The 24,314-nt window shown below is 32.8% G+C and carries 20 protein-coding genes and 1 pseudogene; 7 read left to right on the forward strand and 14 right to left on the reverse strand.

Annotated elements, in window-relative coordinates:
- Window positions 1-375, reverse strand: coding sequence for a hypothetical protein (locus VXM68_RS18155; protein WP_367209584.1), 375 nt, complete (start codon window positions 373-375; stop codon window positions 1-3).
- A 601-nt stretch (window positions 376-976) separates the two neighbouring features.
- Between VXM68_RS18155 and VXM68_RS18160 the strand changes: the two genes are divergently transcribed.
- The 3 genes from VXM68_RS18160 to VXM68_RS18170 all read left to right on the forward strand — a co-directional run bounded on the left by VXM68_RS18160 (window position 977) and on the right by VXM68_RS18170 (window position 4,192).
- A complete protein-coding gene (locus tag VXM68_RS18160) occupies window positions 977-1,834 on the forward strand; it encodes a helix-turn-helix domain-containing protein (protein WP_367209585.1) in 858 nt (285 codons plus the stop codon).
- A 444-nt stretch (window positions 1,835-2,278) separates the two neighbouring features.
- Entirely contained in the window at window positions 2,279-2,710 is a 432-nt protein-coding gene (locus VXM68_RS18165) for a hypothetical protein (RefSeq protein ID WP_367209586.1), read from the forward strand.
- Window positions 2,711-3,124: 414 nt separating this feature from the next.
- Window positions 3,125-4,192, forward strand: coding sequence for a GTP pyrophosphokinase family protein (locus VXM68_RS18170; RefSeq protein WP_367209587.1), 1,068 nt, complete (start codon window positions 3,125-3,127; stop codon window positions 4,190-4,192).
- Between the two features lie 200 nt (window positions 4,193-4,392).
- On the opposite strand, the gene VXM68_RS18175 is transcribed toward VXM68_RS18170, so the two are convergent.
- The 5 genes and pseudogenes from VXM68_RS18175 to VXM68_RS18195 form a co-directional block, all read right to left on the reverse strand.
- Window positions 4,393-5,625, reverse strand: coding sequence for an IS256 family transposase (locus VXM68_RS18175; protein ID WP_367209588.1), 1,233 nt, complete (start codon window positions 5,623-5,625; stop codon window positions 4,393-4,395).
- 210 nt (window positions 5,626-5,835) lie between these two features.
- On the reverse strand, window positions 5,836-6,819 hold the full coding sequence (locus VXM68_RS18180) for a hypothetical protein (protein ID WP_367209589.1): 984 nt from the start codon (window positions 6,817-6,819) through the stop codon (window positions 5,836-5,838).
- 327 nt (window positions 6,820-7,146) lie between these two features.
- Window positions 7,147-7,713: pseudogene (locus VXM68_RS18185) on the reverse strand (IS3 family transposase); the annotation flags it as partial.
- Window positions 7,713-8,054, reverse strand: coding sequence for a hypothetical protein (locus VXM68_RS18190; protein ID WP_367209590.1), 342 nt, complete (start codon window positions 8,052-8,054; stop codon window positions 7,713-7,715). The pseudogene VXM68_RS18185 and the gene VXM68_RS18190, both read right to left, overlap by 1 nt.
- Window positions 8,051-8,455 carry a transposase gene (locus VXM68_RS18195; RefSeq protein WP_367209591.1) on the reverse strand — a complete coding sequence of 135 codons (405 nt, stop codon included), beginning with the start codon at window positions 8,453-8,455 and terminating at the stop codon, window positions 8,051-8,053. The genes VXM68_RS18190 and VXM68_RS18195 overlap by 4 nt, the downstream gene beginning before the upstream one ends.
- Before the next feature lie 102 nt (window positions 8,456-8,557).
- Between VXM68_RS18195 and VXM68_RS18200 the strand changes: the two genes are divergently transcribed.
- The 4 genes from VXM68_RS18200 to VXM68_RS18215 all read left to right on the forward strand — a co-directional run bounded on the left by VXM68_RS18200 (window position 8,558) and on the right by VXM68_RS18215 (window position 12,217).
- Entirely contained in the window at window positions 8,558-9,640 is a 1,083-nt protein-coding gene (locus tag VXM68_RS18200) for an adenylate/guanylate cyclase domain-containing protein (RefSeq protein ID WP_367209592.1), read from the forward strand.
- A gap of 292 nt (window positions 9,641-9,932) precedes the next feature.
- Window positions 9,933-10,601, forward strand: coding sequence for a hypothetical protein (locus VXM68_RS18205; protein WP_367209593.1), 669 nt, complete (start codon window positions 9,933-9,935; stop codon window positions 10,599-10,601).
- Window positions 10,602-10,785: 184 nt separating this feature from the next.
- Window positions 10,786-11,894 (forward strand): IS3 family transposase gene (locus tag VXM68_RS18210; RefSeq protein ID WP_367209594.1). Its coding sequence is split into 2 segments (ribosomal slippage): window positions 10,786-11,047 and window positions 11,047-11,894, totalling 1,110 coding nucleotides; the frame shifts between segments, so codons are not numbered across the junction.
- 101 nt (window positions 11,895-11,995) lie between these two features.
- Window positions 11,996-12,217, forward strand: coding sequence for a hypothetical protein (locus VXM68_RS18215; protein WP_367209595.1), 222 nt, complete (start codon window positions 11,996-11,998; stop codon window positions 12,215-12,217).
- 110 nt (window positions 12,218-12,327) lie between these two features.
- Here the strand turns inward: VXM68_RS18215 and VXM68_RS18220 are convergent, their stop codons facing one another.
- The 8 genes from VXM68_RS18220 to VXM68_RS18255 form a co-directional block, all read right to left on the reverse strand.
- On the reverse strand, window positions 12,328-13,470 hold the full coding sequence (locus VXM68_RS18220) for an AbiH family protein (protein ID WP_367209596.1): 1,143 nt from the start codon (window positions 13,468-13,470) through the stop codon (window positions 12,328-12,330).
- 89 nt (window positions 13,471-13,559) lie between these two features.
- On the reverse strand, window positions 13,560-14,819 hold the full coding sequence (locus VXM68_RS18225) for a Shedu immune nuclease family protein (RefSeq protein ID WP_367209597.1): 1,260 nt from the start codon (window positions 14,817-14,819) through the stop codon (window positions 13,560-13,562).
- Window positions 14,820-14,931: 112 nt separating this feature from the next.
- Entirely contained in the window at window positions 14,932-16,713 is a 1,782-nt protein-coding gene (locus VXM68_RS18230) for a reverse transcriptase domain-containing protein (protein ID WP_367209598.1), read from the reverse strand.
- A gap of 1 nt (window position 16,714) precedes the next feature.
- Window positions 16,715-18,085 (reverse strand): BT4734/BF3469 family protein, encoded by a 1,371-nt coding sequence (locus VXM68_RS18235; RefSeq protein ID WP_367209599.1) that lies wholly within the window; start codon window positions 18,083-18,085, stop codon window positions 16,715-16,717.
- An 11-nt stretch (window positions 18,086-18,096) separates the two neighbouring features.
- Window positions 18,097-20,457 (reverse strand): hypothetical protein, encoded by a 2,361-nt coding sequence (locus VXM68_RS18240; RefSeq protein WP_367209600.1) that lies wholly within the window; start codon window positions 20,455-20,457, stop codon window positions 18,097-18,099.
- Between the two features lie 3 nt (window positions 20,458-20,460).
- Window positions 20,461-23,184, reverse strand: a complete 2,724-nt coding sequence (locus VXM68_RS18245) for a P-loop NTPase fold protein (RefSeq protein ID WP_367209601.1) — start codon at window positions 23,182-23,184, stop codon at window positions 20,461-20,463.
- A gap of 55 nt (window positions 23,185-23,239) precedes the next feature.
- Window positions 23,240-23,407, reverse strand: coding sequence for a hypothetical protein (locus VXM68_RS18250; RefSeq protein WP_367209602.1), 168 nt, complete (start codon window positions 23,405-23,407; stop codon window positions 23,240-23,242).
- A gap of 11 nt (window positions 23,408-23,418) precedes the next feature.
- Window positions 23,419-23,634: a heavy metal-binding domain-containing protein gene (locus VXM68_RS18255; RefSeq protein ID WP_367209603.1), complete on the reverse strand. Its 216-nt coding sequence runs from the start codon at window positions 23,632-23,634 to the stop codon at window positions 23,419-23,421.
- Window positions 23,635-24,314 lie beyond the last annotated feature (680 nt).

Raw genomic sequence — 24,314 nt, forward strand, 5'->3', positions numbered from 1 at the left:
TTATTCTGCAATTCGGTTAAAGAAACTGTGGATCCTTTGCTTGGCTTCCAGATCAGCGATTATAGCTTCTGCAGGTTCTGCAAAGGCAAATGGTACCGTATCGATTTCTATCTTGCGAAAGTGCACCAGGAAATAAGCCATCAGCACACTGTTCACTTTCATCAAAAAGGTATGCATCTGCTTAACATCAGTAGCATCTTCCTGTACTACACACTTTCTATAGCTTTCAAAGAGCAACCAAAGGCTCTCTTGACATTCGTTGAGGGTATGTTGGGACCAGAACTCCCGGATGGTATTTAATGGATCGTATCCATTGTCGTATATTTCATAACATGCTAGCTCAAAGGGTAGCAGTTGAATTGATTTTTGGTTCATTTTTAGGACATTAAAATGATCAGCATCGCCAAAAACACAGCAATACTATTCCTATACCACGCGCGCGTACACGCTTAGGTTCATAAATTAGTTTAAAAAAATGCTCCGAGTTAGTTGTCTAATAATTGGTTACACAGCAGATGATATAGATACACTGACAATATTCGGATTTGGTCATAAAGACTCTTACTCCTAAAAAATTAAGGGGGGATTGAAATGTTTGGATGTTTGTTTTTAATAATCATAACTCGCTATTGGTTAACGAGTCCTGCCTGCATGAAGTAGCTTTGATAGATAAAGGGCTACATGCTGTGGCCACAAATTAAGTTTCTGACGCCTAACGTAACACAGACTAACAGTAGCCCCATATCTATCTTATTAAGCAAATATAATAAAAGCTTTTATATAAGAATAGACATGGGTATTCATAACTACTGCCTTGCGTTACGGCGTCAGAAAATGTAGCCGCAAGACTCTTTGTTTTAAATACCATAAATCTCCTCTTCTATAGAGAGAATTACTATTACAAACCTAGTGAATTAATCTAATATTTCACATAAATAAATAATATTTTTTTCCACAGTATGCCATAAATTAACATATGGCAATAGACAACAATGTTATTATCGGAAAAAACCTCAGAATAGTTAGGGAAAAGCTATTGTTTTCACGCAAAGAAATGGCTAAAAAGTCTGGAATCAACGAAAGATCAATCGAGCGAATTGAGAATGGTGAAAAGTACTTAAATGAAGAGGAACAAGATAAATATATTCAATTTATCGGGGTAAAGACAGAACTTATAAGTAGTCTTTCTTTTAATTTAACTTGGAAAGAACTTATTGCTATTTTGAAAAAAACTCATCCGAAAACCCCTCTAATTTGTGAAATAACAGATAAAAAAGGAATTCCCAAGAGAATAATCTTGCAAAGAGTTTTGCCGGAAAAATTACTTGACAAGCCTTTGACTGCATCGGAATTGTCAAAGCTTATTACTTCAAAATTCAAAATCAACATTGAGCCAAATAAAGTTCAAAATTCTTTAAATTCTTTGGTAAATACTGGCTTACTAGTAAGGACTCAGACATCACCCATAAAATATAAACGTTCCGACAAAAAGTTTCCCAAAGAAATAGACCCGCTTTTCGACTTAGTAATCAAATTGGAGCAAATTTGCGAACCAATCAAATCGGACTTAGTGAATAGCGAAAACAAAATAATCAAGCCTTCTTTACGAAAAATGGCCATTATGCTGTTAACTTTAGTTGATGGTGAGAAAACAAGAAAAGAACTTTTCAATAAAGCCAAGATGAAAAATGATACCAACAATGCCGTTAGGACAGTAAATGTATTAGAAAACACTGAATTAATTACTAAAACTAAATTGGCAGTTACCAGCAGTCGACAGAGCTATAAATTGACAGATAAGGGGTTTAAAGTGTTAAGAGAATTGGAGGTATAATATTTTTCCGACTAACAGATATAGTTGATCAACTAAAGTCTTTAGAAATATACCTTGCTAGATAATATCGAGCCCCCCCTAACTTTCTGCTGAATAAAAGACTTCATCATAGGATAAGGCCTTTTTTATGCATTTTAGCCACGTTATATTAATCAAGCTTCTTAGCTCTCCTTCCTGCCAGTTGAGGGAATTATCCTTTCTAGAATATTTGCAAGTATGACACAGACAAAATTAATCGCTATATTTATTCTAGTAAAAATTGAAAAAATAGACCTAGTTATGATATCATTTCACGAAATCAACCATCACTGGAATTAATTTTTAGCAATAGAAAAAGATTTAGAAAACTTATCTAGATATATCGAATTTTCTGAAAATAATCTTCAAACATATTCTATTGAGATTGCTCATATTTTATTATCATCTTCTTCGGAAGTAGATGTAATGCTTAAACAGTTTTGTAAGCTGATTGAGCCAAATTCCAACCCTAATAATATTAATGATTACAAGACCATAATATTGTCTTCAGGATCAGATATTGTGAATCAAAAAATTTCGATTAATAGATATGGATTAGAATACAAACCATTTGAAAATTGGATAACTAATGGTGAAAATCCCATTTGGTGGAAGAGTCATAATAACGTTAAGCATAACCGTAATGAATATTATTATCAGGCTAATTTACAGAATGTTATTAATTCTGTTGGGGCTTTATTACTTGTAAATATCTATTTTTATGAAAAGCAATTCTCAGTAAACGATGGTAAAGAAAGTATTGGACTTTTAGAAACAACAAGTAAATTAAAACCGGAATCTTCATTTATAAAAATCCCTTCTGAATATTATTATAAATACTTAGTTGTAAGGGGCTAGAAAGGATATTATTGCTCGCCATCCTGCGAGTTGAACGAAGGTCGTTGAAGAAAAGTCTGTAAGGACGATTCAACGATATCTATGAAATAGACGAAGCCTCTTGGCGGTATTTTTGAAAAAAGGGGCTTGTGACCTGGGCTTATCAAAAATAATGACAAGAGCGAAGCCTGAGTGAACAGCAGGCGAGCCAAACTCTAAAAGCTTGAAGATTTTTAATTAGTGCTACGCACCCATTAAAAATCTTCAAGCTTTTATGAAGTGGAGGGATTACTAAGGCATCAAGTATGACAAACTGCGAAGCATTAAAAAAGAATGGGATGCAATCCGATTTCTTTTTTAACTTGGTTTGGCATATCTTTATGCTAGTGATTCCGAAACGGAATGCCATATTTCCTCATTATAACTTATCTGAATATGAAGAATGAAATTCTTAATGAATTTGAGAGTAAAATCCATGTTTATAACAGGTTTAAGGATAAATCTCTTAGTTTACTTAATGATTTACTAAAACAAAAAAAAATAGCCTTTCATAACATAGACGGGAGAGTAAAAAACTATGAAAGCTTATCAAGTAAAATTGATAGAAAATCTGAGAAATACAAATGTCTTTCGGACATTACAGATCTAGTGGGGATAAGAATTACTTCTTATTTGGAAAGTGATGTAGATTTAATTGACAAATTAATAAGAGATGAATTTCAAATAGATAATGATAATTCCATAGATAAAAGGATTTTAAATAGTGATCAATTTGGATATAAGTCATTACATTTAGTTGTAGAATTAGACAATAGAAGATTACAGCTTTATGAAAATTCAGATTTTAAAAATTTAAAAATTGAAATCCAAATTAGATCTATTTTGCAACATGCTTGGGCTGAAATTGAACATGACTTGGGTTATAAAGGGAAAGCGCAAATTCCCGATGATTATAAAAGGAGTTTTAATCGACTTTCAGCTCTATTGGAATTAGCTGATCAAGAGTTTGTTAGATTGAAAAGGGATTTGGTTAAGTTTGAAAGCAAGGTGACAGAGCAGATAATTCGAGAACCTCAAAATGTTCTAATAAACTTTGCTAGCCTCAAGCAATTTAATTCAGAAAATTCCATTATCATTGAAGCTAGAGATTTATTAGCTAATAAAGTAGGATGGGAATATCTAAGTCGAAGTAATTCATTTGTAGATTTGGTTCAACGGTTTGATTTTTTTAACATGCTTACAATTGAAGATATACAAAAGGAATTAAAGATAAATAAAGATTTGTTTTTTAGTTTCTTAAAAGTTTTTACGGATGGGTTTACATATAAATCAATATCTTACGATATTATTATATATTACTTACAGCATTTTCTTGCTGCCAAAACAAAAGATAAATTATATATCCAAAAGTATTTAATGGAGAGTTCTCAAGTATCTATTGATGGAGATCCTATAGATTTTATTAGAATTATCGAAGTGGCTGAAAGCCGATTAAAACTATAATATATAATTGTTATAGAATATGATACCTTTGACAGTTATCCAATTGAGAAATTACGCCATAAAAATTTATAGTGTCTATTATTGATTTGGCTTCCCTCCCCAACACTCATGCAAACCCTCAAAAGTTTCAAATGACGTGTTGGGGATGGTTTATAGGGGGAGTGTAAACTGAACTGTGTCATTGGATAATTAACCAAAATCTAAAAGCCGCTATCAAGTTTGAGCCTATCCCCAAATTTAATGTAAAGTTGGGATATGGTCAAGCCCCAGTTATGCACAGGCATTGTCCACTTTTTATAGATGTCCTTTATTATCAGAAACATCAGCTTCATAAGAACCTGCTCAGAACTGAATGCACCTTTAGACTTCGTTATTTTTCGAATCTGACGGTGCATTCCTTCAATAGGATTAGTGGTATAGATAGTCTTACGTACCTGCTCATCATACTCAAAAAAAGTAGAGAGGTTTATCCAGTTATCGAGCCATGACTTAGCGGCTATGGGGTATTTCTTGCCCCATTTCTCTTCAAAGACCAGTAGTTTTTCATATCCCATTTCTTCGTTTACAGCTTTATAAATGGGCTTTAAATCTTCAATAACAGCCTTTTTGTCCTTTTCTGTAACGTATCGCATGCTTGATCTAATCTGATGGACAATGCATAACTGAACTTTTGTTTTTGGAAAAATAGCTTCTATAGCTTCAGGAAAGCCCTTCAGTCCATCAATACATGCTATCAGGATGTCCTCTACACCGCGTTGCTTTAGATCGGTGAGTACGGATAACCAGAATTTAGCTCCTTCGTTTTCCGAACTATAAAGCCCTATCAGGTCTTTACGTCCATCCATTCCTATGCCCAGGATATTGTAAATGGCCCGGGACTCAACAGTACCGTTCTGACGGACTTTATAATGCATGCAGTCTAGGAAGACAAAGGGATAGACGGCTTCTAGCGGACGACTTCGCCACTCGTTAACAGCAGGCATGACGCTTTCTGTAATGCGGGATATTTCAGTTGCAGAAATCTCCATAGCATACATCTCGCGGATAAAATCACTTATTGCACGTGTGCTCATACCTTTGGCATACATGCTCAACACGTGTCCCTCAAGCTGTTCTGTTATAATAAGCTGACGTTTGGGTACTACCTTGGGCTCAAATGTACCCGATCTATCCCGTCCAGATTCAAGCTCAAATGTACCGGTATTAAGACCTCGAACAGTCTTTTTGGTCTTGCCATTACGACGATTGGAGTTCGCGGAAGCTTTATCTTCCTGAAGGTGACTTTCCAGCTCGCTATCCATCATCGACTCCAGTAAGTGCTTAATTAAGGGCGCTAGAACGCCATCATTGGGAGATAAACTCTTTCCGTTATAAAGACCTTGCATAGCTTCCTCTTTGAAGCGTTCAAAACGGCGAAGCCCTCTTGAGTACATTTAAAAACAAACACTAACGAAAAATCAAATGGGGTCTTTTCTTTCATGACCATGTCGTTTGAATAATTAAATATAAAAAAACCTTATTGAATTATTTCGTTGACACAGTTCACGTTACAGTCTCTTTGATTTTGAAATTCGTCCAGAATTTCAATTACGATAAACTAAAACAAATATTTATTAAACTATTTATCTAAACAACTTTATGAATTAAGCCTTATTTAAGGTAAAATTGGAATCACTATCAATAAAAATTATATCTCCTCCAAATTCGTTTAAACCGCCACGTATTTCATCATTACCATATTTAAATGTTATCGGGTCCATAAATGAATACGAATAACTAGAAAGTTTGTATTTATGTAGGCCGTCAGTACTTTTTGGATAATTTTTAAAAAGAATTTTGTTATGTTTAGGGGTCATAGCCTTCACTAATGCTTTTTCCGCGTCCAAGTATATTGCTCTTTGATCTACATCATATTCACCGCTAAATGACTTCATAAAATCGTCATATATTGCATCACCATCAAAGGTTTGAAATGAGATGTTGTCGCTAAATTCAAAAAGGAGCAGTGCAATCTCGTGAGTCGGTAATGTGCCATATACAAATGGATATTCCACTGATAATATTTGTTGTAATTTTTCATGTCCAGTAAGTCTTTTCCAAATGTCTTGATCTGTCGACTGCCCAACATAATGGACATTGTACTTAAGCAATAAACTTACATCTCCATCAATGAAGCAGCTGAAGTGTCCATTTAAATAATTAAATAAGAATTTTTCAGGGGAAAACCAAATAATAAAATTCTCTGGCTCGATGGAAGATTTGTAAATTTTAATACCATGAACATTAGATACATTGTTTTCATCAAAAATAAATTGTGGATCATGTGAACCAAAATAATAGACGTGCGACCTATCAGAGTTGTTAACAAGATTTTCTTGAAAAATAGGAAGTTTGCATTTTAAAATTGCGTTGTTATCCTGTTGATGTATTTCGAATTCTAACTGACCTTCCACCTTGTTAATCCGGATATTTTCAAAACTCAATACCGGTCTTTGTGCTATAATATATAAGCTACTATTTTGTAGAGCATTCTGAATATCACGATCTCCCTTTAAAATACTAAAATCATAATTACTCAGCGGACTATATGCCAGTTTTAATTGATTTACTAATGATTTACTTTCCATTTACTTCGGTCAATTTTTTTAGGGTTAATAGACTATTCTCCAAAGATTAAATATAACAAAATAACAGGATTGGGTCTTGTCTATTTTTCTGCAAATCCTATGAGAACTATTATGTTCCCTTGTCTTTCATAATCAGATTAATGAGAGATCATTTACTCGATTTCAACTCGATCTTGTGAATTTCGTCCGCTTTTACTACTACTGTCTCGTCCTGAAAAAACTTTACAGATTTAACCATTAGTCCTAAATAGATCTTACAGCATTTTTTGGTAATCCTGAAAATCCTTTACAATTATACAAAGTACTTTTCACATCTAAAATATTGATTTAAACTTCCGCTGTTATAGCCACCGATTTTCTAGGATATCGCTTCCATCTCTTTTTTATTTCACCAGTTTTAGAATGTGCATTTTTGGGAGTCTGGAAATCCAAACTGATGTGTGGGCGTCGCAAATTGTAGACTTTAATAATCTTATCAATGTTTTTAGCCGCGTCCTTATGATTTTGGTATACTCGCTTAGGATAGAATTCATTTTTAAGAATACCGTTAACACGTTCAGCTAGCGCGTTATCGTAAGGACTGCCACTCTGCGTCATACTAATCGCAATGCCATAACGCTGGAGCATTTCTGTGTATTCATTGCAACAATAATGGATACCTCGATCGGAATGATGGATGAGATAAAACGAAGATAAATGCTTCCAACCGGTTATCGCCATTTCCAATGCCTTTAAGCAACCAATCGCCTCTAACGTTGGATGCAAGGAATAGCCGACGATCATTCTTGAGTAGGCATCCGTAATCAGACTAAGATAACTAAACCCATGTAGAGTCCAAATATATGTGATATCGCTTACCCACAGCTGCTCGGGGCCAGTTGTAATTAATTCCTTTACGAGGTTTGGATACCTTCTAAAAACATGGTTTGAATCTGTTGTTGCGCGATGCGCTTGCGACGTCTGATCAACAGGCCGTGAAACCGAAGTAAATCAAAAAGTTGATCCCGTCCCATTTTAATGCCATGTTCAACTAACTTTGGTTCCAGCACGTACATTAGTTTTCTTGTTCCCAACATTGGCATCTGACTCCGTATTTCTTTTACCAGAGTCAGCAGCACCATATTTGCAATAGTAGCTTTTTCAGCGTGTCGGATAGCGTCATAATAAGCTTGTCGTGTTACGCCAAACAGTGCACAGAGATCCCCTAAACTCACATAGGAATGGCTCTGCCTCATTCTTTTGACTGTTTGGCACCATGCTTTTTTCTTATTTTGATCTTAAGTTCTTCTTCGCTAACATGAATTAAAGTTTCTAATTCATCAATTTTTAGGTTGGCTTTTTCCAAGGCTTTCTGCAACTCTAAAACTTGTTTTGATAGTCGTTTTATCTTTGAATTTTCATTTGGTTCCTTCATCGGCTTTGCAATCAATTCATTACGTTTCAAAGGAAGTAAAGAAAACTGGGTAATCCAACTGTCAATTGTTTTCCGATTAATCTTATAAGTCCTCTCTACAGCACGTTGACTGAGCCGACCACTCTCAACTTCTTGCACGAGTCTCTTTTTTAACTCTTCCGGATAAGACCTTCCAATTCTTTGGAACGGCTTGGAATTTTCCACATTACTCTTTTTTGTCATATACTTTACAATTTAGTGTAAAGCTATCTCAGGACAAGACATTGAGTTATGAATAATGGGATTATAGTTTTATATTGGTTTCATTAAACCAAATTAACCAACATGGAAGAAAAGGATAAAAATAAAAATGGTCACGAAAGTAGTGAATCAAGTTCTGACTTTATAAAAAATAGAATTAAGCAACTTCAAGAAAGAGGCGGTAAATTAGATTACAATATTGAGAGCGGTGGTTATAACTCTGTAGTGGAAAAATATAAAGAGTACATTAACATGAGTAAAATTATTTCCAATTCCAAAAGCAAAATTGCTATTGAAGAGCAAATAATTGACTTGAAGAGACAGCTCATTGCTGCGCAAGGTGATAAAGAAAAGTCACTAATAATGTTGAAAGAAATAGAAAATAAGCAAAAAAGTTCACATATTATTAGTAGGATCCATGAAGAAGCAGTATCCAAGTACTTAAGTTCAGCAGAGTTCAGTGCCAATTTTGAACATGGCAAAGAAACATTCGCAGTGGTAGTTTCAATTGACATAAGGCGTTCAACTGAATTAATGTTAAAAGCTAAGAGTCCTACCCAATATTCTGATTTTATAACAGCACTAAGCGATAAGTTATCTAAAATAATAATTGAAAACTTTGGAATTTTTGATAAGTTCACTGGAGATGGAATTTTAGCATTTTTTCCTGAATTTTATAGTGGAGAAGAAGCAATATTAAGAGCTTTAAAAGCTGCTGAAGAATGTCATTTAGTTTTTAAAGAGCACTATAAAAATTGTAGGAATAAATTTACTGTATTTATAAAGGACGTAGGTTTAGGAATTGGAATTGATAGTGGTATCGTTAGCATAGCTAATACTTCATCTGAATTGACAGTTGTCGGAATCCCAGTTGTGTATGCTTGTCGTTTCTCGGGTGCAAAAGCAGGTGATACGCTTCTAAATATAGAAGCACATCAACGTTTATCTGCTCTTAAACATCCAATGGTAAAAGATATTGAGGAGACTGAGATCCACATAAAAAATGAAGGGCTAGCAATGGCGTTTAAAGTAAAAATAGATAAGGATCAATTCTCTCAAAATGACACTTATCCATGGGAGGCTTACCAAGATGATGTTAAGACGGAAACAACGCCGACTGAAGAAGCCGCTAAATCAGAACATAAAAAGAAAAAAGGCGCTGGTTAGTCAGCTCCTTTTAATCTTTGTTATTAGTTGGGAATTTTCATTAAAGATTTAATTTGTTCTACCCAATCTTCAAAATTAGTAATTTCGCCACTTGAGAGACGTACAGAACCCAATTCCTGGAATAGAGCTAGTAAAGTTGATTTTTTAACCATTTATTATTTATTTACAAAAGAAGTAACACTATTTGCATTATACTCCTTTAATATAAATAGTCTGTTATTTTTGAAAAGTGCGCAAAAAAAAGTGCTTTTTTTACTTTGGAATACAGATTCAATATAATATCAACCAAACAATGGAATATACTTGTAAAGATGGAATTGAGATGCTATCTGATGTTGCTACTGTTATTATTGCTGGTATAGCTTTATACTATGCTTGGCGCACCTATGGGGTTGCTAAAGAAGCAAAAGATGAATGGAAGAACGAAAAAAACCTTGATATATTAGTCAGGTTTTCTAAAGTATTTCCAAGCTCAAAAGAGCTAATAGTTGATCTTAGAAATCCATATTCATTTGATTTTGAACATAAAAAAGGCATTAAATTACTAAAAGAAAGAGGTAATCATTTAAACGAAGAGTATCAAGAAACACATTCAGAATTTATAAAAATTCAATACAGATATTTAAAATATGAATCATATGTTAATGAATTGTTTAACATGGAGTATGAGGCTTTGTTTGTTTTAGGTGAAAACAACGCTATAACGAAATACATTCGATTTATAAAAAAAACTAAGGAAGATATTTTTGATTCAGCATTGAAGATTGGGTATTATAAATCATTTAATAATAGTGATAAATTGACTAAAGAAGAGCATTTGCAAAAGAGCAAATTAATCAGAGAACATAGGAAAATTATTTTTAGCATTGGTGATGATCAGATATCAAATGATCTTCATAATTACTACAGTGATTGTGAATCATTCTTAAAATCTCATCAAGCAAGATTCAAAATTACTTAAAAGGCATGTCGCAAATTCTATTGGTAATCAAAAGGACCACGATCTGTTACCTTTCTTTAAAAGAATAGCCCTTAAAAAGGGACGTATCGCAGCAGTAACAACTGCCACAAGAAAGACTCTGTAAGTGTCCCAAAAAATCAAACAGCTTAAAACTGGACATAAATGTTTAGATTTAAGTAATAAAATGAAAAAAACACGTTTTACAGAAAGCCAGATTGTGCGAGCACTCAAAGAGGGCGAAGAAGGCAGAAAGACCGAAGACATCTGCCGTGAGCTGGAAATTAGCAAGGCCACATTTTATAACTGGAAGAGCCGTTACGGAGGCATGGAAGCCTCAGATGTCAAACGCCTAAAGGAACTTGAGGAAGAAAATGCACGTTTGAAAAAGATGTTTGCCGAACTGAGTATGAACCATGATATCCTAAAAGAAGTCATCACAAAAAAAGGTTGGGGCTCCGGCAGCAAAAACAGTTAACCCAGGAAATTGTCGTAGATCACGGTTTGAGTGTCACCGGAGCCTGCAAATTGACAGGCATGTGCCGTTCACAATATTACTATGTTAGTAAGAAAGATGACAGTGCAGTCATATCTGCATTAGATGATCTGTCCGCCAAACATCCTGTATATGGATTCCGAAAACTTTACGCTTATCTGCGCAGAGCGGGGAAGCCCTGGAATCACAAAAAAGTTCATCGGGTGTATAAGCTATTAAATATGAACAGGAAGCGGCGTGGCAAACGTCGGCTACCTGCTCGGGAGAAACAGCCTCTGGAACAACAGGTCAGCATTAATCAAAAATGGAGCATGGACTTTATGAGCGATAGCTTGGCCAGCGGAAACAGGTTTAGAACCTTTAATGTGATGGATGACTGTTCCCGTGAGATATTGTGTATCGAAATAGCTACTTCAATTTCTTCTTTGCGGGTAACTCGGACACTTGAACAAATCATAGACTGGCAGGGCAATCCGCTCTGTCTACGCGTAGATAATGGTCCTGAATTCACCAGTCATCATTTTGAGCTCTGGTGTAAAGACCAAGGCATCGCTATTCAATTTATCCAGCCCGGTAAGCCTATGCAGAACGGGTACATCGAACGGTTCAACCGAAGTTATCGCAAAGAAATTTTGGATGCTTATTTATTTTTCAACTTGTCAGAAGTAAGAGAACATACCCAGGCATGGATGGATGAATACAATAACAACAGACCCCATGAAGGTCTTGGGAATCTTACACCAACGGAATTATCAAAAAATATTAGACACAAACAACAAATAAATCAATTAGTAACGTAAATTAGAAAAGTCCAATCCCAGCTGTCGGAAAAATGGGGTACTTACAGTGCCACTTTAAAAAGCTCAAGAAAGAATTACCTTGTCGCCTTAAATACTGCGATATGGCCACCAAACTTGATCCGCGGGAATTAAAACAAGTAATCACATTACATTTGGACTGTGACAGTAACCGTAAAATAGGTTCCGCTCTTAGTATTTTCCGTAATACAGTCAATACCTATATACATTATTTGAAGGAGCTCCTAGGCTTTGATACCGGTACTTTGTCAGAGCTGTTTTCATCCCATACGATGCTGTCCACTGCCCGCCACAATGAACTCTAACTGAAGATTTACCATTTTGGTTTGACCGAAATCACTGACATCATTACCCAATTACATCAAGACTTATTAAAAATCTGTACGTTTTTAAATATACATTAAGAGGTCAGCTTTTAATTTTGACTACCTAACGCTGAACAAAGCTCTTTGTTGACAACTCTATTCCTCATTTTTTGCTTATTTCTAAAATGACGCGAAATATTTTGCGTGATCTCTAAATAGTTGTCGGTATTAACATCTTTTTGCCAGTAATAGGGTTTTATCGCAGCACAATTGTCATGTTCAAATATCATATTTAGCAATGTCCTATCCGAAAGACCACAAGAATGCCCCCATATATACACAACATAAGAATCTGAATCAATTAAATCAATAAGTTGTTTATAGTTTGTATTGTTAAAATACCCAAATGACTTTATATAGGTTAAAAAATCATTGTTATTGGTTTTTTCCATTTCAAGATAATCAGAGTCTATCTCATCTCCAAAGCCAAAAATTATAGGATTATTCTGACGTTTAACAGATCCATGTATATCAATATGATTGTACTTCCTCCTATTTAATTGGTAAGGTAAACCTGTATAATTGAAATTTAATATAGTTACATCTTTGGCCGTTATATATCGACTGTCTTTATAATCCTCTTCTTGTATATTTTTTATATGATGCTTATCAATAATAATTTTAGAATCAATTGATTCATCTGCACAATAGTCAAAATTGTATTCTACTTCAGCTCCCTCACTAACGATCTTAAGATACTCGTATAAAAGACTTTTTAGTAGTTCAAAATCTGCATTAATCTTCTTTAATCTTTTCTCCGCCTTCTCTTCTTCTCCAATAGTATTGAATAGAGATAGACAATCTTTCAATAATTTGTAATATGTCATTTCAATATCAACCCAGTTTCGTTCGCGTTGATGACTCATTAAACGCAAAAACAATTCTGATTTCGAAGTTAAATGAAATTTAAACATTCCTCCATTAGATATGAAATCCGGACTATACGCACTCGATTCAAAATTAAATTCTGTGATCAACCACAAAGCTAGCTGTTTATAATCCGTTATATCCCTGCAATTGTTACCTTGATAAATTACATTGTGAGATATTTCAATCAATTCTTTATACTTTCCATCGTCATTTGAAGAACTTTTGAAACAATTGATTAGATACCAAATCAGGAAATCTGTATATTTTGTTGGTAATTTATTATGGATGTCGAAACCATTTCCAACAATGATAAGTTTATTCATAATGTTAAGCTAAGTAAAAAAATGTATTTGTTATAAATATTATAATTGTGCCTTCATCATTTAGTTTTCGGTATTTAGGATTGTTATAATTACGACATATTATCAATACTTACGACTTTAAGCAAACCTTTTAATTTCATTAATATTTCATCAAAGGTCACTATTTCCACATTTTTTTGACTCGATCTTAATAACTCAAAGCAACGACGTTGAGAATCAGTGAGCATGCTTTTTGTACCAATGACAAGTATGCATTTGGGATCAAATGATGGATTGTTTCTGCCGAAATCTTTTATAAAATTATCTTTTTGATCTAGACATTGTGTGATCCCGGCGGATAATTCGTCAGACATTGGAAAGACATCCGGTTTGCGGTAAGCAATTTTTTTGAAAAGATCTTTTTTATGTGTTTTGGTTTCTAGTAACGCATAATTATCTTTGAAACCGTTTTCGAATAAGAAATCAAGAATTCTTCCTTGATCATTATCTATAGTTTTTCCTCCAACATATGCCTCTTTTTTACGCAAAATAACCTCATAGGGAAAAAGGTGAGACAATATCCAAGCATTTTTCTCAAAAAATGCTTGCCATTGTTTTTCATTGTCTTTACTTGAAGAAGATAATTTCTCAAATTGTTTAATAACATCTTCAATATAGACCTTATTGATCTGTTCCTTACTATTTATAAAATTAGATGTTGTCTTAATAATACTGGGAGGGATAAGATCTAGAATTGACGAAAGAGCGTTCAGGTCCTCTTGGTTAACTTTAGCAAAAGAATCATATTTTCCAAGAAAACGGCCAAGCTCCCCACTTGGCATATATCGTTTAGAAAGTGTGATAGTCGAATTTATCCTACCCAAGCCTTTATTTATTAAAAACGCTTTTTCCTTATCATATGTCATCTTTTCTTTATAAATTTCATTGAGTATTGTTTTTAAATCCGCCCAATTTAATGAAATATGATCTTGCTTGAAGCTATTGGGAATATTAATTCCTATAGTATAATTAAAAACATCTCTATATTTCAGGTAAAGACCTGCAAAAAAATGTCTAGCCCTGAGTGTTTTAAGCCCATATTTTCCTGTCACACGAAAATCATGTGGAATATCCTCAATACTGTCCCATCCAATCAACTCGAGTTTTCTTATCCGTTTCGGTTTTAAAGATCCCTCCTTTTGGTCTACTGAATAGGGAAAAAACACAATTCTTTTTTCTTTCTTATAAACTTCTTTTGTTAAAAACACAGGCTTTCCAGATTCATCACAATAATGATAAACTTCAAAATCTAAAGTTTCTTCAGTCAAATTCTCTTGATTTGGTGTGTATGTAGTTTTTGAATTTTCCATCAATAATATTTTTTATTCAAATCGCTTCTATATAATTTCCTATAATTTAGAAATTACTGATAAATAAGCTATATAAAACTCTTTCAAATAGTGTATATATTTCTTTTACTCTTCACTTCTTTAAAGTATTATAATAATAGCTGTAAGGTTTCCCATAGTGTTTAATTTGAAAGCTTCTTTTGTCATCTTTGTCGGTTGTATCGTCCACTTTGGTAGTTTGGTCTTCTCTATATTTTTTTTCTATAAATTTCATTAGTTTATGAATTTTCAAGCTTCGGCTTCGGTCTAAACTTTTCAATTGTCTTCGAGAATGAATATTATCATTCAATATTTTAAAACCTTTAGCCCATGACATTTCATTTGCATAAGACTTGTAGTTCCAAAGATCTACCCTTCCTACTGACATAGATACCATTCTTTTCTGAAGTGAACCTAGAATAGAAGAAGAAGAGCTCTTTCTCTTAACATTTTTAAGAATTCTTTTCATCTCTAACATCAAATCAGCCTGTTTTTTAAGCTCTTTTTTTAAAGTAGATCTGCGAATTCGAATATCTCCAAAATAGTTAATCTCTAGTCCTACAAAACCAACCCAAAATGTGTTTTTCGTATCATCAGAAGTCCATTTATAGCATAGTTTTGATTTACTAGACCAAAATTCAACAAGATTCTTGAAGTCTGGACCTACATGAGGGTGAACTACTAGCTTGTATTTTGTTAATGAATTAATATATGCACCATAACTTTTCACGCAAATGTTTCTATCAGTACTCAAGATAATCATGTCATCGCAAAAACGTAGATATAATGAATTTTCATCTAGATGTTTAATTACCTTACAGTCCGCATCATGAAGTAATATATTTGCAATAAAACCTGACAAAGCTCCTCCTTGTGGAATCCCTATTCTTGTCCTATTTAAATCTTTATAAAAATCATTTTCTAGAAATTCCTTTTCAACCCAATCAAATCTCCCATTTTCAATCTTAAAATCTCTGAAATACTCCTGATTACTACTCAGAGAACGAACATCCTTATTAAAATTATATGATTTTAAATACTCTTTCAAAATACGCCTCAAAAGACGTAAGTCTTCTATTGCAAATTTTCTAAAGTACTTCTGTTTTACAAACTGATCGAATCTTTTGATCACAAAAGAATGATTAACAGTGTCAAAGAATTTGCACATGTCACATTCTGCACCCCAAATTACTTTATCTGAATGTTTTGTTCTAAAATCAATAATGTTCTTAAATGCATCAATATGATTTGGCGACCTATCTCCTTCTGGAAATTCCCTTACAGCTCTAAAAGCATATCCACAATCCTTAAATATCTCGTCAAAAATTTTAACTGCATATTTGTTCGCAATTGATAAAATAATTTTATCTGTTAAACTATAAATTGACAAAGGTCGACATATTTTAAATCCATCATCCTCCTTTTTTAAAACGGGTATAACATTTGGCTTATTTAACAATATATTACCACTTTGAAAATTTTCGCAAATACTTGCTATATAAACATCTAATTTTTTCAAGAATTCTGATGAAGGTTCTCGCTTCTTATAATATTTGACAGTTAACTTCAAACTGATCAGGTTTCTTTCCGTTGAAGTTTTTGGTAATCTATTTTTGTTATTTCTCAAGTTTGGATCAAGTTTCAACCACTTTCTTCTCGGAGGGAAAAGCGACATTAGAAATAGATCTTCTTTGTTTTCCTTACACTTTTCTCCTTTAATGTGATCAAAATAATAATGTTTCGCATTCCTCTTGAAAGCAACTTTACATCTAAGTTTACATAGTATGTTAAAAATTGCTTCATAATTGTAGTACTCAGAGAATTGAAAAGAAGAGTGGGAAGTACCCGACAATTTATACTCAGCTAGTTTCGCCATTCTAAACATTGTTTGACTCAAAAACACTGTTAATACTTACGACTTGCCCCACACTTAATTCGGAAGCCATCTTTGGTACTTCACCACTCCCTTTATAACCTTTCTTATAAGCGAGTTCAATTATTATATTAAAGGAATATCCTTCATAGTTCTTTAAATATAGATTTTCTAAAAAAACTTCACAATGTTTATCATTATATTTACCTGGATCTTGTTGGCTAAGTAATTTAAAATACTTCACACCAATATCATAATCAAATGTTTGAACAATTGCCTTTCCAACTTTTTCCCATTCATAATATGAGAATGTAATTGATAATCGATTTTTTGCTAAATACTTTATTATATTTTTAATCTTTCTTCGATTAGGGTCTACTCCTCTATCTTGGTAACCTATTTTGTTAGCTAAATACAAAATTGTTGCAAAAGAAAACTCTTCTCTAGTATCTAAATACCTTGCTTTTAGAAATCTTTCACACTCTCGTTTATCATATTTTGCTGTATCCTGCATGCTGAGCATCTGAAAATACTTAAGTCCAATATTAAAAGTAAAACAACAAGCAATTGTTCTCGCGACAATTTGCCAATCGTTGTATGCATCAGTTATTGATAAATCACGCTTCTTTAAGAACCGAATAATATTGCTTATTTCTTTTCTGTGCCAGGAACTGTTCTTGTTTTTTGGACTGTTGAGTATGTCAGCCTCTACTGTTAAATCTGCATATGAAGTAATTTTTCTTTTATTAGATTTTACTTTGACAGTCGGAATTAATATAACAGGAAACCTATCAAAATTTCTATTGTATGAAAGTTTACTATCGTAAGAAAAAAAACATGTCCTAACTATATCCTTTCCGGATTTGTCCAAAACTATTTTGTAAGTATTATAAAAATAGCTTTTCACTTCACTAAAAGCACTTTGATGAAAATAAGCAGCTTGTTCTAAAGGAAAATCTACTTTATATTCTAAGTATACAATGCCCTTTAACCCCAAATTGGATGGAGAACGCCAACAGGATACTACATACTTATCATTACGTAATAAATTCTCCATTGCTACAACTTGATCTTCATTATCTAAATCATCAATATCAAGCACAAGTAATCCTGTATAGCTCTTGAGATTATTTGTATTTCTATTAACATGAAACGTTGCAGCAAATGTTATTGCTGGTAATTTCTTCTTTTCTTCTTTATATATTTTCTCATTTCCGTCAGATAAGAGCGCTCTAAGTGCTTCAATATCCTTCCTGTATTTTCCTTTATAAATATCTGTTAAAACTTCCCTAACAGATATTTCTTTTATAAAATTGGCTTGACTACCCCGAACACTCTCTTGATAGAAAACAGTAAATGATAAAGGATCATTCATAGATTTTATAGCTAGGTAAAGCGGTAAATTAAACTGTTTTCATTAATCTCTGAAATTATCTCTATCGCTTCCGAATGAGATAGGTGATGATGCTGAATGAGCATCAGATAAACACTGGCATATTCATTATAGATATTTGTTGCAAATATTCCCGCATCATCTGTTCCAATGACTATAGGAGGTATACTTAATCCCTGTTTTTTCCATTTAATCCAATTGTATAACTGATATGTACCGAAATCTTTATGAATTCCTATTCGTACGTTACTTGTAGGAAGTGTTTCTATCACAATTTCTTGTTTATTCATATATTTCAATAGTGCCTTTTGAAAAAGTTCTAAGTCGGAGGCCGAAAAAAATTCTATTGGATCTATATTTTCTACAATGTCTCGATCCTGCTTAATTTCAGAAGTATGATATAAATTATGTATTTCCTCGGCTTGAATATACATCCTTTTATGATCTTGTGAAAAAACGTATTCATCCGAACTAAAGTTTCCATGTAGGCTAGCTGCATCCTCTTCCATATGCAATGGACATGCAGATCTTAATAACCAAGCTTGTTCTATAATTCCAATAGCATAGAACTTTTTATATATATCAAATGCCAAACCCTGAATTTTTGTAATTAAATGCGGTAATTGGGTTTTCAATTCTTCTATGTTTTGTGAAACAATAAAATGATAGGCAAAAACTAAATCGTCTAAATAATCCCCTTTTCTTATATAAATATTTTTTCCAACTTCATTACACCAGAGTTCGGGGGATAAACCCGCAGCAGTTGCGTGCCCAATGCGATCTCCATTTTTTAACCCGCAGAATTTTATTGCTTCATAGATTGCCCGAATACCACTTAAAATATGATGAAAGTCTTCTCCTGCATGAAACGTAAAGTGCCTTACTCCGGCTCTCCTAAGCATTCGAAATATGGGTGCAAATACCTCAGGAGGAGTATCGAATTCGCTGGATGCAGCATCTATACCAACGACAGGTATGTCTTGATAGCCGCCGTTTTTATTTAAATATAATTTTAAAACATGAGCTTGAGCAAATAAACTTTTCCGAAGCTTTTCAAATCTGACCTTCCAAGGAGTTGATGTATCTTCTTTGACTTTTATAAAATGAACTATTAACTTTAAAGTCGCAATTTTTGTTCTCTCACCCTTAGCATAACCAAGAAATTTATTCCAACCTTGAGTAATCCCTTTTAATAGCAGCCGTAGTTCCGTTTCATTGTTTTTAGGAGCAATCCTCCCTTCAATATAATTAATATCATTTCCATTATTCCCACTTAATTGATGAAAACGTCTAAAATATGTTGATTCACTATACCGTCTAATATCATTTAGTGTTATCTTTTGAAATTGTTCAAATCCTTTTTGATGTTTTTGTTGTACTAGCAATCTATTTGTTAATCCTAGAATTAAATTATAAAAATGGAACATAGAAGATAATACATCATTGTGGTTCTTTTTTATCTCTTTAAGAAGGAGGACGTACATTAAACATTCAATTGAATGGGGATGATGGTAATCTTGATTATCACTTTCAATATAATCAAGAAAGGGATGAGGTGCCTGATATTGATCAAAAAAACTATCACCGTCATTCAATAGCAGACTTAGCAAACATTCCTTACTTTCGAAAGACGAAAGTGTTTCTGGTTGATTACAGCACATAAAAAAATACTGTCGCAAACGGGCAGCTATTTTTAATAAATGGGTGTATTTAACAGGTGTTAACAAAAACGATTCCTGTTTCAATTGCTCAAGAACTTTCTCTTTGTTAACAAAAGATTTTTTTAATTCTTTATGAATTTTATCTGGATGTAACAATAAATCTTGCCAAACTATATCTGTTTCCAATGTACCATTTAAATGTATATGTAAATCATGAAAACCTCCCCAATTCTTTGATTTAGAATTCAATTGGATGATGTTAGGTTTTAATAAACACGTATTCTGAGTATTTTTGAGAATATATCTTTCAAAAAAGTCTTTCACTAATATATTCTCTTTAGATGTTTCTAATAAATATGGCTCCAACTTATGTGCTATAAAAACTAAAGGAGAAATATGACAAATATATTCCTGCCAACCAAAAAACTCTAGACTTCTAACAACAAGATCCTGTCCTTCAATGGAAAGAAATCTGTCAGCCATTTTTGGAATTGACACCACAAACAAATCTCCAATTGAATTCACATCTTTAAAAAACTCTTCTTTTTCGAGCCGATAATAATGGTCTGGTAGGTTTCGGTTTTCATCCCTTTTCTTTAAAAAAGAATTTATGCCAACATGCTTTATATCTACAAACTCATTGGAGTAGTATTTTTCCAAAGACTCTATATCATCAAAAAGGTATTTTAACATATGCTAATTAGTGAAGTAACTTTTTTCTTCAAGATAATTCCGAAAGTTACGAATATGTTCAGATGACTGAAGAAAAGGTAAAAGGTTCCGAATAATTTTATTATTTGCCGTATTAGTAACCGTATCCATATTTTTAAAAAGTTTCATATCAACCCCTTCATTTTCAAGTAAACCTATTAACTTTTCATAATTTACTTTTTTTATTAACGATTTGTCAGATTTCCAGTCCGTTCGTTTATTATTATTAACGTTTTCTGAGCTTCTTTTAACAGCTAAAGAAACATTATCTAATAACTTGTATACATTAAACTTTGTATCTAAAGAATAATCATAAAACTTCTTCAGTTCATTTACTAAATCTTTTTTCGACTCATCTAAATAAGCAATTATCATAGGACAACCTATTAGCCACTTAGAGAGTTTCAGTTTATCTTTCTCACCTGGCTTCTTATTTTTACTTCCATTAACTTTCTTCAAATTGTCAATGAAAACTTTCTCAGAACTAACAATGTTACTATGGTTCAAGTCTAGAACTCTTGAATCACCTGATGAAAGATTTTCTCTAACATCTTCAATTAGAATCGCATTCATGAAATTCACAATACTAAGATGGAAGAGCCGACCTAGCTTTCTTTCATTATGAGAATTCATTAAATTAGAAATTCCAACATAAAACCGTGTAAAAATTTTTCCTAACAAATGAATAGATAGATTATTACCTCTAAAGTCCTCCATCCATTTATTCACTATTTTCGTAAATTCCTGAATATCTTTATCTTCAGATCTATCTGGCATTTCTGTCTCATTAAACTCTTCACTATTATCACTATCATCACTATCATCCATTTCGTTAGAAACCTTTTCTTGAAAAGAATAATATCTTATCTGGGACAATTCAGTAAATGCAAGTTCCAAATTGGAAATATCATTTACAAAGAGATCAAATCGTTTTAATAATTCACCAATTGAAGAAAGCAATGTATAAAAAGAATAGAACAACTCACTTCCATTCGTATACAAATGTTCTCCAGCTAAACAAGGAACATAACCTAACATCCGTTGAGCACTAGAGACTTCTTTCTGATTTAAAACAGCATCTAGACGATCTTCCAAACCTGATTTCTTGGCTACCATCTTTAAGCCCAACAAACTAATCAACGAAAAACTATTGCCCTTTTTGACTTTAGATGAGTAATGATAAATTTGCATAGTGTTCATTATATCTCTTAACACCAAATCATTCAGCACTCCACTTTCCTTGATTAATCCTCTCTCCAAACTGTATCCCTCAGGATAATAATCAATAATATTTCTTAGAAACGAAATGCGAATTAGATAATCAAATATTAAGAATCTGTATTTACTAACGGCGGAAGAGAATAATATATTTAAACTAAATACCCCAGCGTTTAAACTATTATCAGAGGATGTTGGAGAAAGTTGGTATAATTCCTTTAATTGTTTATCTCTAATTAACAGTTTGAGTATTTCTATATTTATATTTTTTGGTGAATTAACTAGTGTTTCGATAAGAATATTTTTTTCATATAAATCAGCTAAGAGAACCGATACTATATTTACATTGTAAGTTAATTCAACATCATCATCTTTAATAGATTTTACAATTCTTTGCAAAAAATGTACTATAGTACGTAGGGGTTGGTTTAACAAAAAATGTTTTTGACTTTCTAATTGATATCCATTATTTACCCCTAATTGGGCAAATATCTTTTGAAGTAGCTTTTCGAGAGGCATCGACATCTCTTTTTCAGAAACCTGTATATTAATACATAATCTGTTAGTTGAATTCAAAACGTTGTATAGAGTATCTAATTGAAAACGATATTGAGGTTGCATAATTTTCAAAAGATATTGCGACGTCAGATCTGTTACCATATCATCATAATACCGAATCCTACCATCAGCCTCATTAGATTGATATTCTTTAGAGGCTTCATAACGAAGTATTTCTTGACCAAAATTTTTCCATTTACTTTGTCTTATTAATGAATTATACAACTTAAAGTCCCCACTTAAAACTGTAATAATCCTTCCAGTAATAAAATATTTTCTTATGGTTTCTAAAATAGCATAACCTTTAGATGAATCCACATCTATATCGTCAAATAGTACTAAGAAGACTTCCTTTTTTAAGATGTCAAGTGATTTTGTTAAAAATTCATTAAAGTACTGTCTTAAATTTCTTGCAGCTCCTACAGCTCTCAACTCGTTCTCCATTACATATTCTGGATCCTGCCAAACGAATTCTGAATCTCTTGAAAGATGATCTATTGATGGAAGACCTGCGGCTAATTTAGTAACACTTTTCTTCCATTGATTTTCAATGTCTTTATTAAACTTATAGGGATTACATCTACAAGATGTAAAATGATTATTGACCAAATCACAGATTGCTGATATAAGATTAAGAAAAACGTGTCCTTTTTCTTCAATCAATGTCGGGTCAATAATATTTAAAACTTCAATTTCTTCATGAGATTTTAATTCATTTTCAAGACTTAGTAGAAAAGACGTTTTTCCACTACCTCTTGATCCAAGTAGGGTTATCGTATTATGAGAATGATTTGAATCCAAATCCTCTATAAGAAATTTACTAATTAATGATTTTACTGCATTAAATTGAGATAGATGTATAATGTTCTTATCATTAAATTTCTTTGCATTTGTACTTTCATTTAATATAATTGTAGTATTTGTTTCTGCCATTTTTATTCTTTTAAAAAATTATATATACATCATTTGAATCGGCCGGTATATAAATTCATTTTATAATCATATACAGTTTTAGTTTACAAGCTATTGAAAGCACAAGAGAAATAAAATCTTGAGGATGAATTGTTACTAATATTAATTTTTCATCGTTCTCTTTTATTGTATCTGATTTTATAAATTGAAGGCCTACAATCCCCATATCTTCTTTTTCTTTCAATGACTTATTGATTAAAAGTCGACTTCCTCTAAAAACAATTTTGAACGTCGACAAAAATCTTTCGAAAATGTTTTTAGATCTTCTTTCAATAGGTTAATAAATAAATTCACATAGTTCGCCGCTATATCACTAAAGACAGTGGTGCCGATAACAACATTGGCAGCTATTGGATCATTATAACGTGAAATCTCGCTCCCTTCGATGGAATTGGTCGTGGTTACTATCATACATTATACTTTTCAATCGGGCAAGATTAATACCCAAGCCTAATATACATTATTTATCCTGAATTAAATTGTTTACAGATATTAATTTTCAAAATGATTACAAACTGTAAGGCTAAGGTATTGGTTTGAAAGTAGGATTGTTTACGGGAAACCGTAACTGATTTACTTGAACGTGTTAATAAGACAATAAAATAAACAAAAAGGCCTCCCTCGTTAACCGTCGAGAGAGGCCATGTTGGCTAGATGTCCGCTTGGGCTAGATGTTAACCGGCTTTGGGCATTCATCTATCGTAAAGATCGCGAGATTAGTTGAGATAATTGTTGTTCATTTCTTAAAAAATGTTGTTCAAAACCCGCCAACTGGTAATAATTTCATTCTGGAATACTAGGTTATTTCATCAAATGTTATTATCAGTCTTACTAACACTCCAGATCAACCCACTCTTCGATAATGATAACCGTCTTTTATCAAAAAGCTCTTCCATGATCATCCACACCTGACCCGTCAATGTAAAATATTTTTTGGTGCTTAGATCATCTATAGTTAGAAATCCGGTAACAGAAAACTTTTCGATGGCTAGTACTCCGTACTCAACAGCTAGAAATAATTTTTTAAAACCAAACAGGATTCGTCTCTCCCAGACTCAAGGTTTTTTTATTCCTTTTATATCGTTTTTCAT

Origin of the sequence: Sphingobacterium sp. R2 (genome assembly GCF_040760075.1) — a bacterium.
Taxonomy (GTDB): Bacteria; Bacteroidota; Bacteroidia; order Sphingobacteriales; family Sphingobacteriaceae; genus Sphingobacterium.

Bases quoted from the DNA above. Each gene is read 5' to 3' on its own strand.
- VXM68_RS18155 (WP_367209584.1), bottom strand. From the start codon at position 375: ATGAACCAAAAATCAATTCAACTGCTACCCTTTGAGCTAGCATGTTAT.
- VXM68_RS18160 (WP_367209585.1), top strand. From the start codon at position 977: ATGGCAATAGACAACAATGTTATTATCGGAAAAAACCTCAGAATAGTT.
- VXM68_RS18165 (WP_367209586.1), top strand. From the start codon at position 2,279: ATGCTTAAACAGTTTTGTAAGCTGATTGAGCCAAATTCCAACCCTAAT.
- VXM68_RS18170 (WP_367209587.1), top strand. From the start codon at position 3,125: ATGAAGAATGAAATTCTTAATGAATTTGAGAGTAAAATCCATGTTTAT.
- VXM68_RS18175 (WP_367209588.1), bottom strand. From the start codon at position 5,625: ATGTACTCAAGAGGGCTTCGCCGTTTTGAACGCTTCAAAGAGGAAGCT.
- VXM68_RS18180 (WP_367209589.1), bottom strand. From the start codon at position 6,819: ATGGAAAGTAAATCATTAGTAAATCAATTAAAACTGGCATATAGTCCG.
- VXM68_RS18190 (WP_367209590.1), bottom strand. From the start codon at position 8,054: ATGAGGCAGAGCCATTCCTATGTGAGTTTAGGGGATCTCTGTGCACTG.
- VXM68_RS18195 (WP_367209591.1), bottom strand. From the start codon at position 8,455: ATGACAAAAAAGAGTAATGTGGAAAATTCCAAGCCGTTCCAAAGAATT.
- VXM68_RS18200 (WP_367209592.1), top strand. From the start codon at position 8,558: ATGGAAGAAAAGGATAAAAATAAAAATGGTCACGAAAGTAGTGAATCA.
- VXM68_RS18205 (WP_367209593.1), top strand. From the start codon at position 9,933: ATGGAATATACTTGTAAAGATGGAATTGAGATGCTATCTGATGTTGCT.
- VXM68_RS18215 (WP_367209595.1), top strand. From the start codon at position 11,996: ATGGCCACCAAACTTGATCCGCGGGAATTAAAACAAGTAATCACATTA.
- VXM68_RS18220 (WP_367209596.1), bottom strand. From the start codon at position 13,470: ATGAATAAACTTATCATTGTTGGAAATGGTTTCGACATCCATAATAAA.
- VXM68_RS18225 (WP_367209597.1), bottom strand. From the start codon at position 14,819: ATGGAAAATTCAAAAACTACATACACACCAAATCAAGAGAATTTGACT.
- VXM68_RS18230 (WP_367209598.1), bottom strand. From the start codon at position 16,713: ATGGCGAAACTAGCTGAGTATAAATTGTCGGGTACTTCCCACTCTTCT.
- VXM68_RS18235 (WP_367209599.1), bottom strand. From the start codon at position 18,085: ATGAATGATCCTTTATCATTTACTGTTTTCTATCAAGAGAGTGTTCGG.
- VXM68_RS18240 (WP_367209600.1), bottom strand. From the start codon at position 20,457: ATGTTAAAATACCTTTTTGATGATATAGAGTCTTTGGAAAAATACTAC.
- VXM68_RS18245 (WP_367209601.1), bottom strand. From the start codon at position 23,184: ATGGCAGAAACAAATACTACAATTATATTAAATGAAAGTACAAATGCA.
- VXM68_RS18255 (WP_367209603.1), bottom strand. From the start codon at position 23,634: ATGATAGTAACCACGACCAATTCCATCGAAGGGAGCGAGATTTCACGT.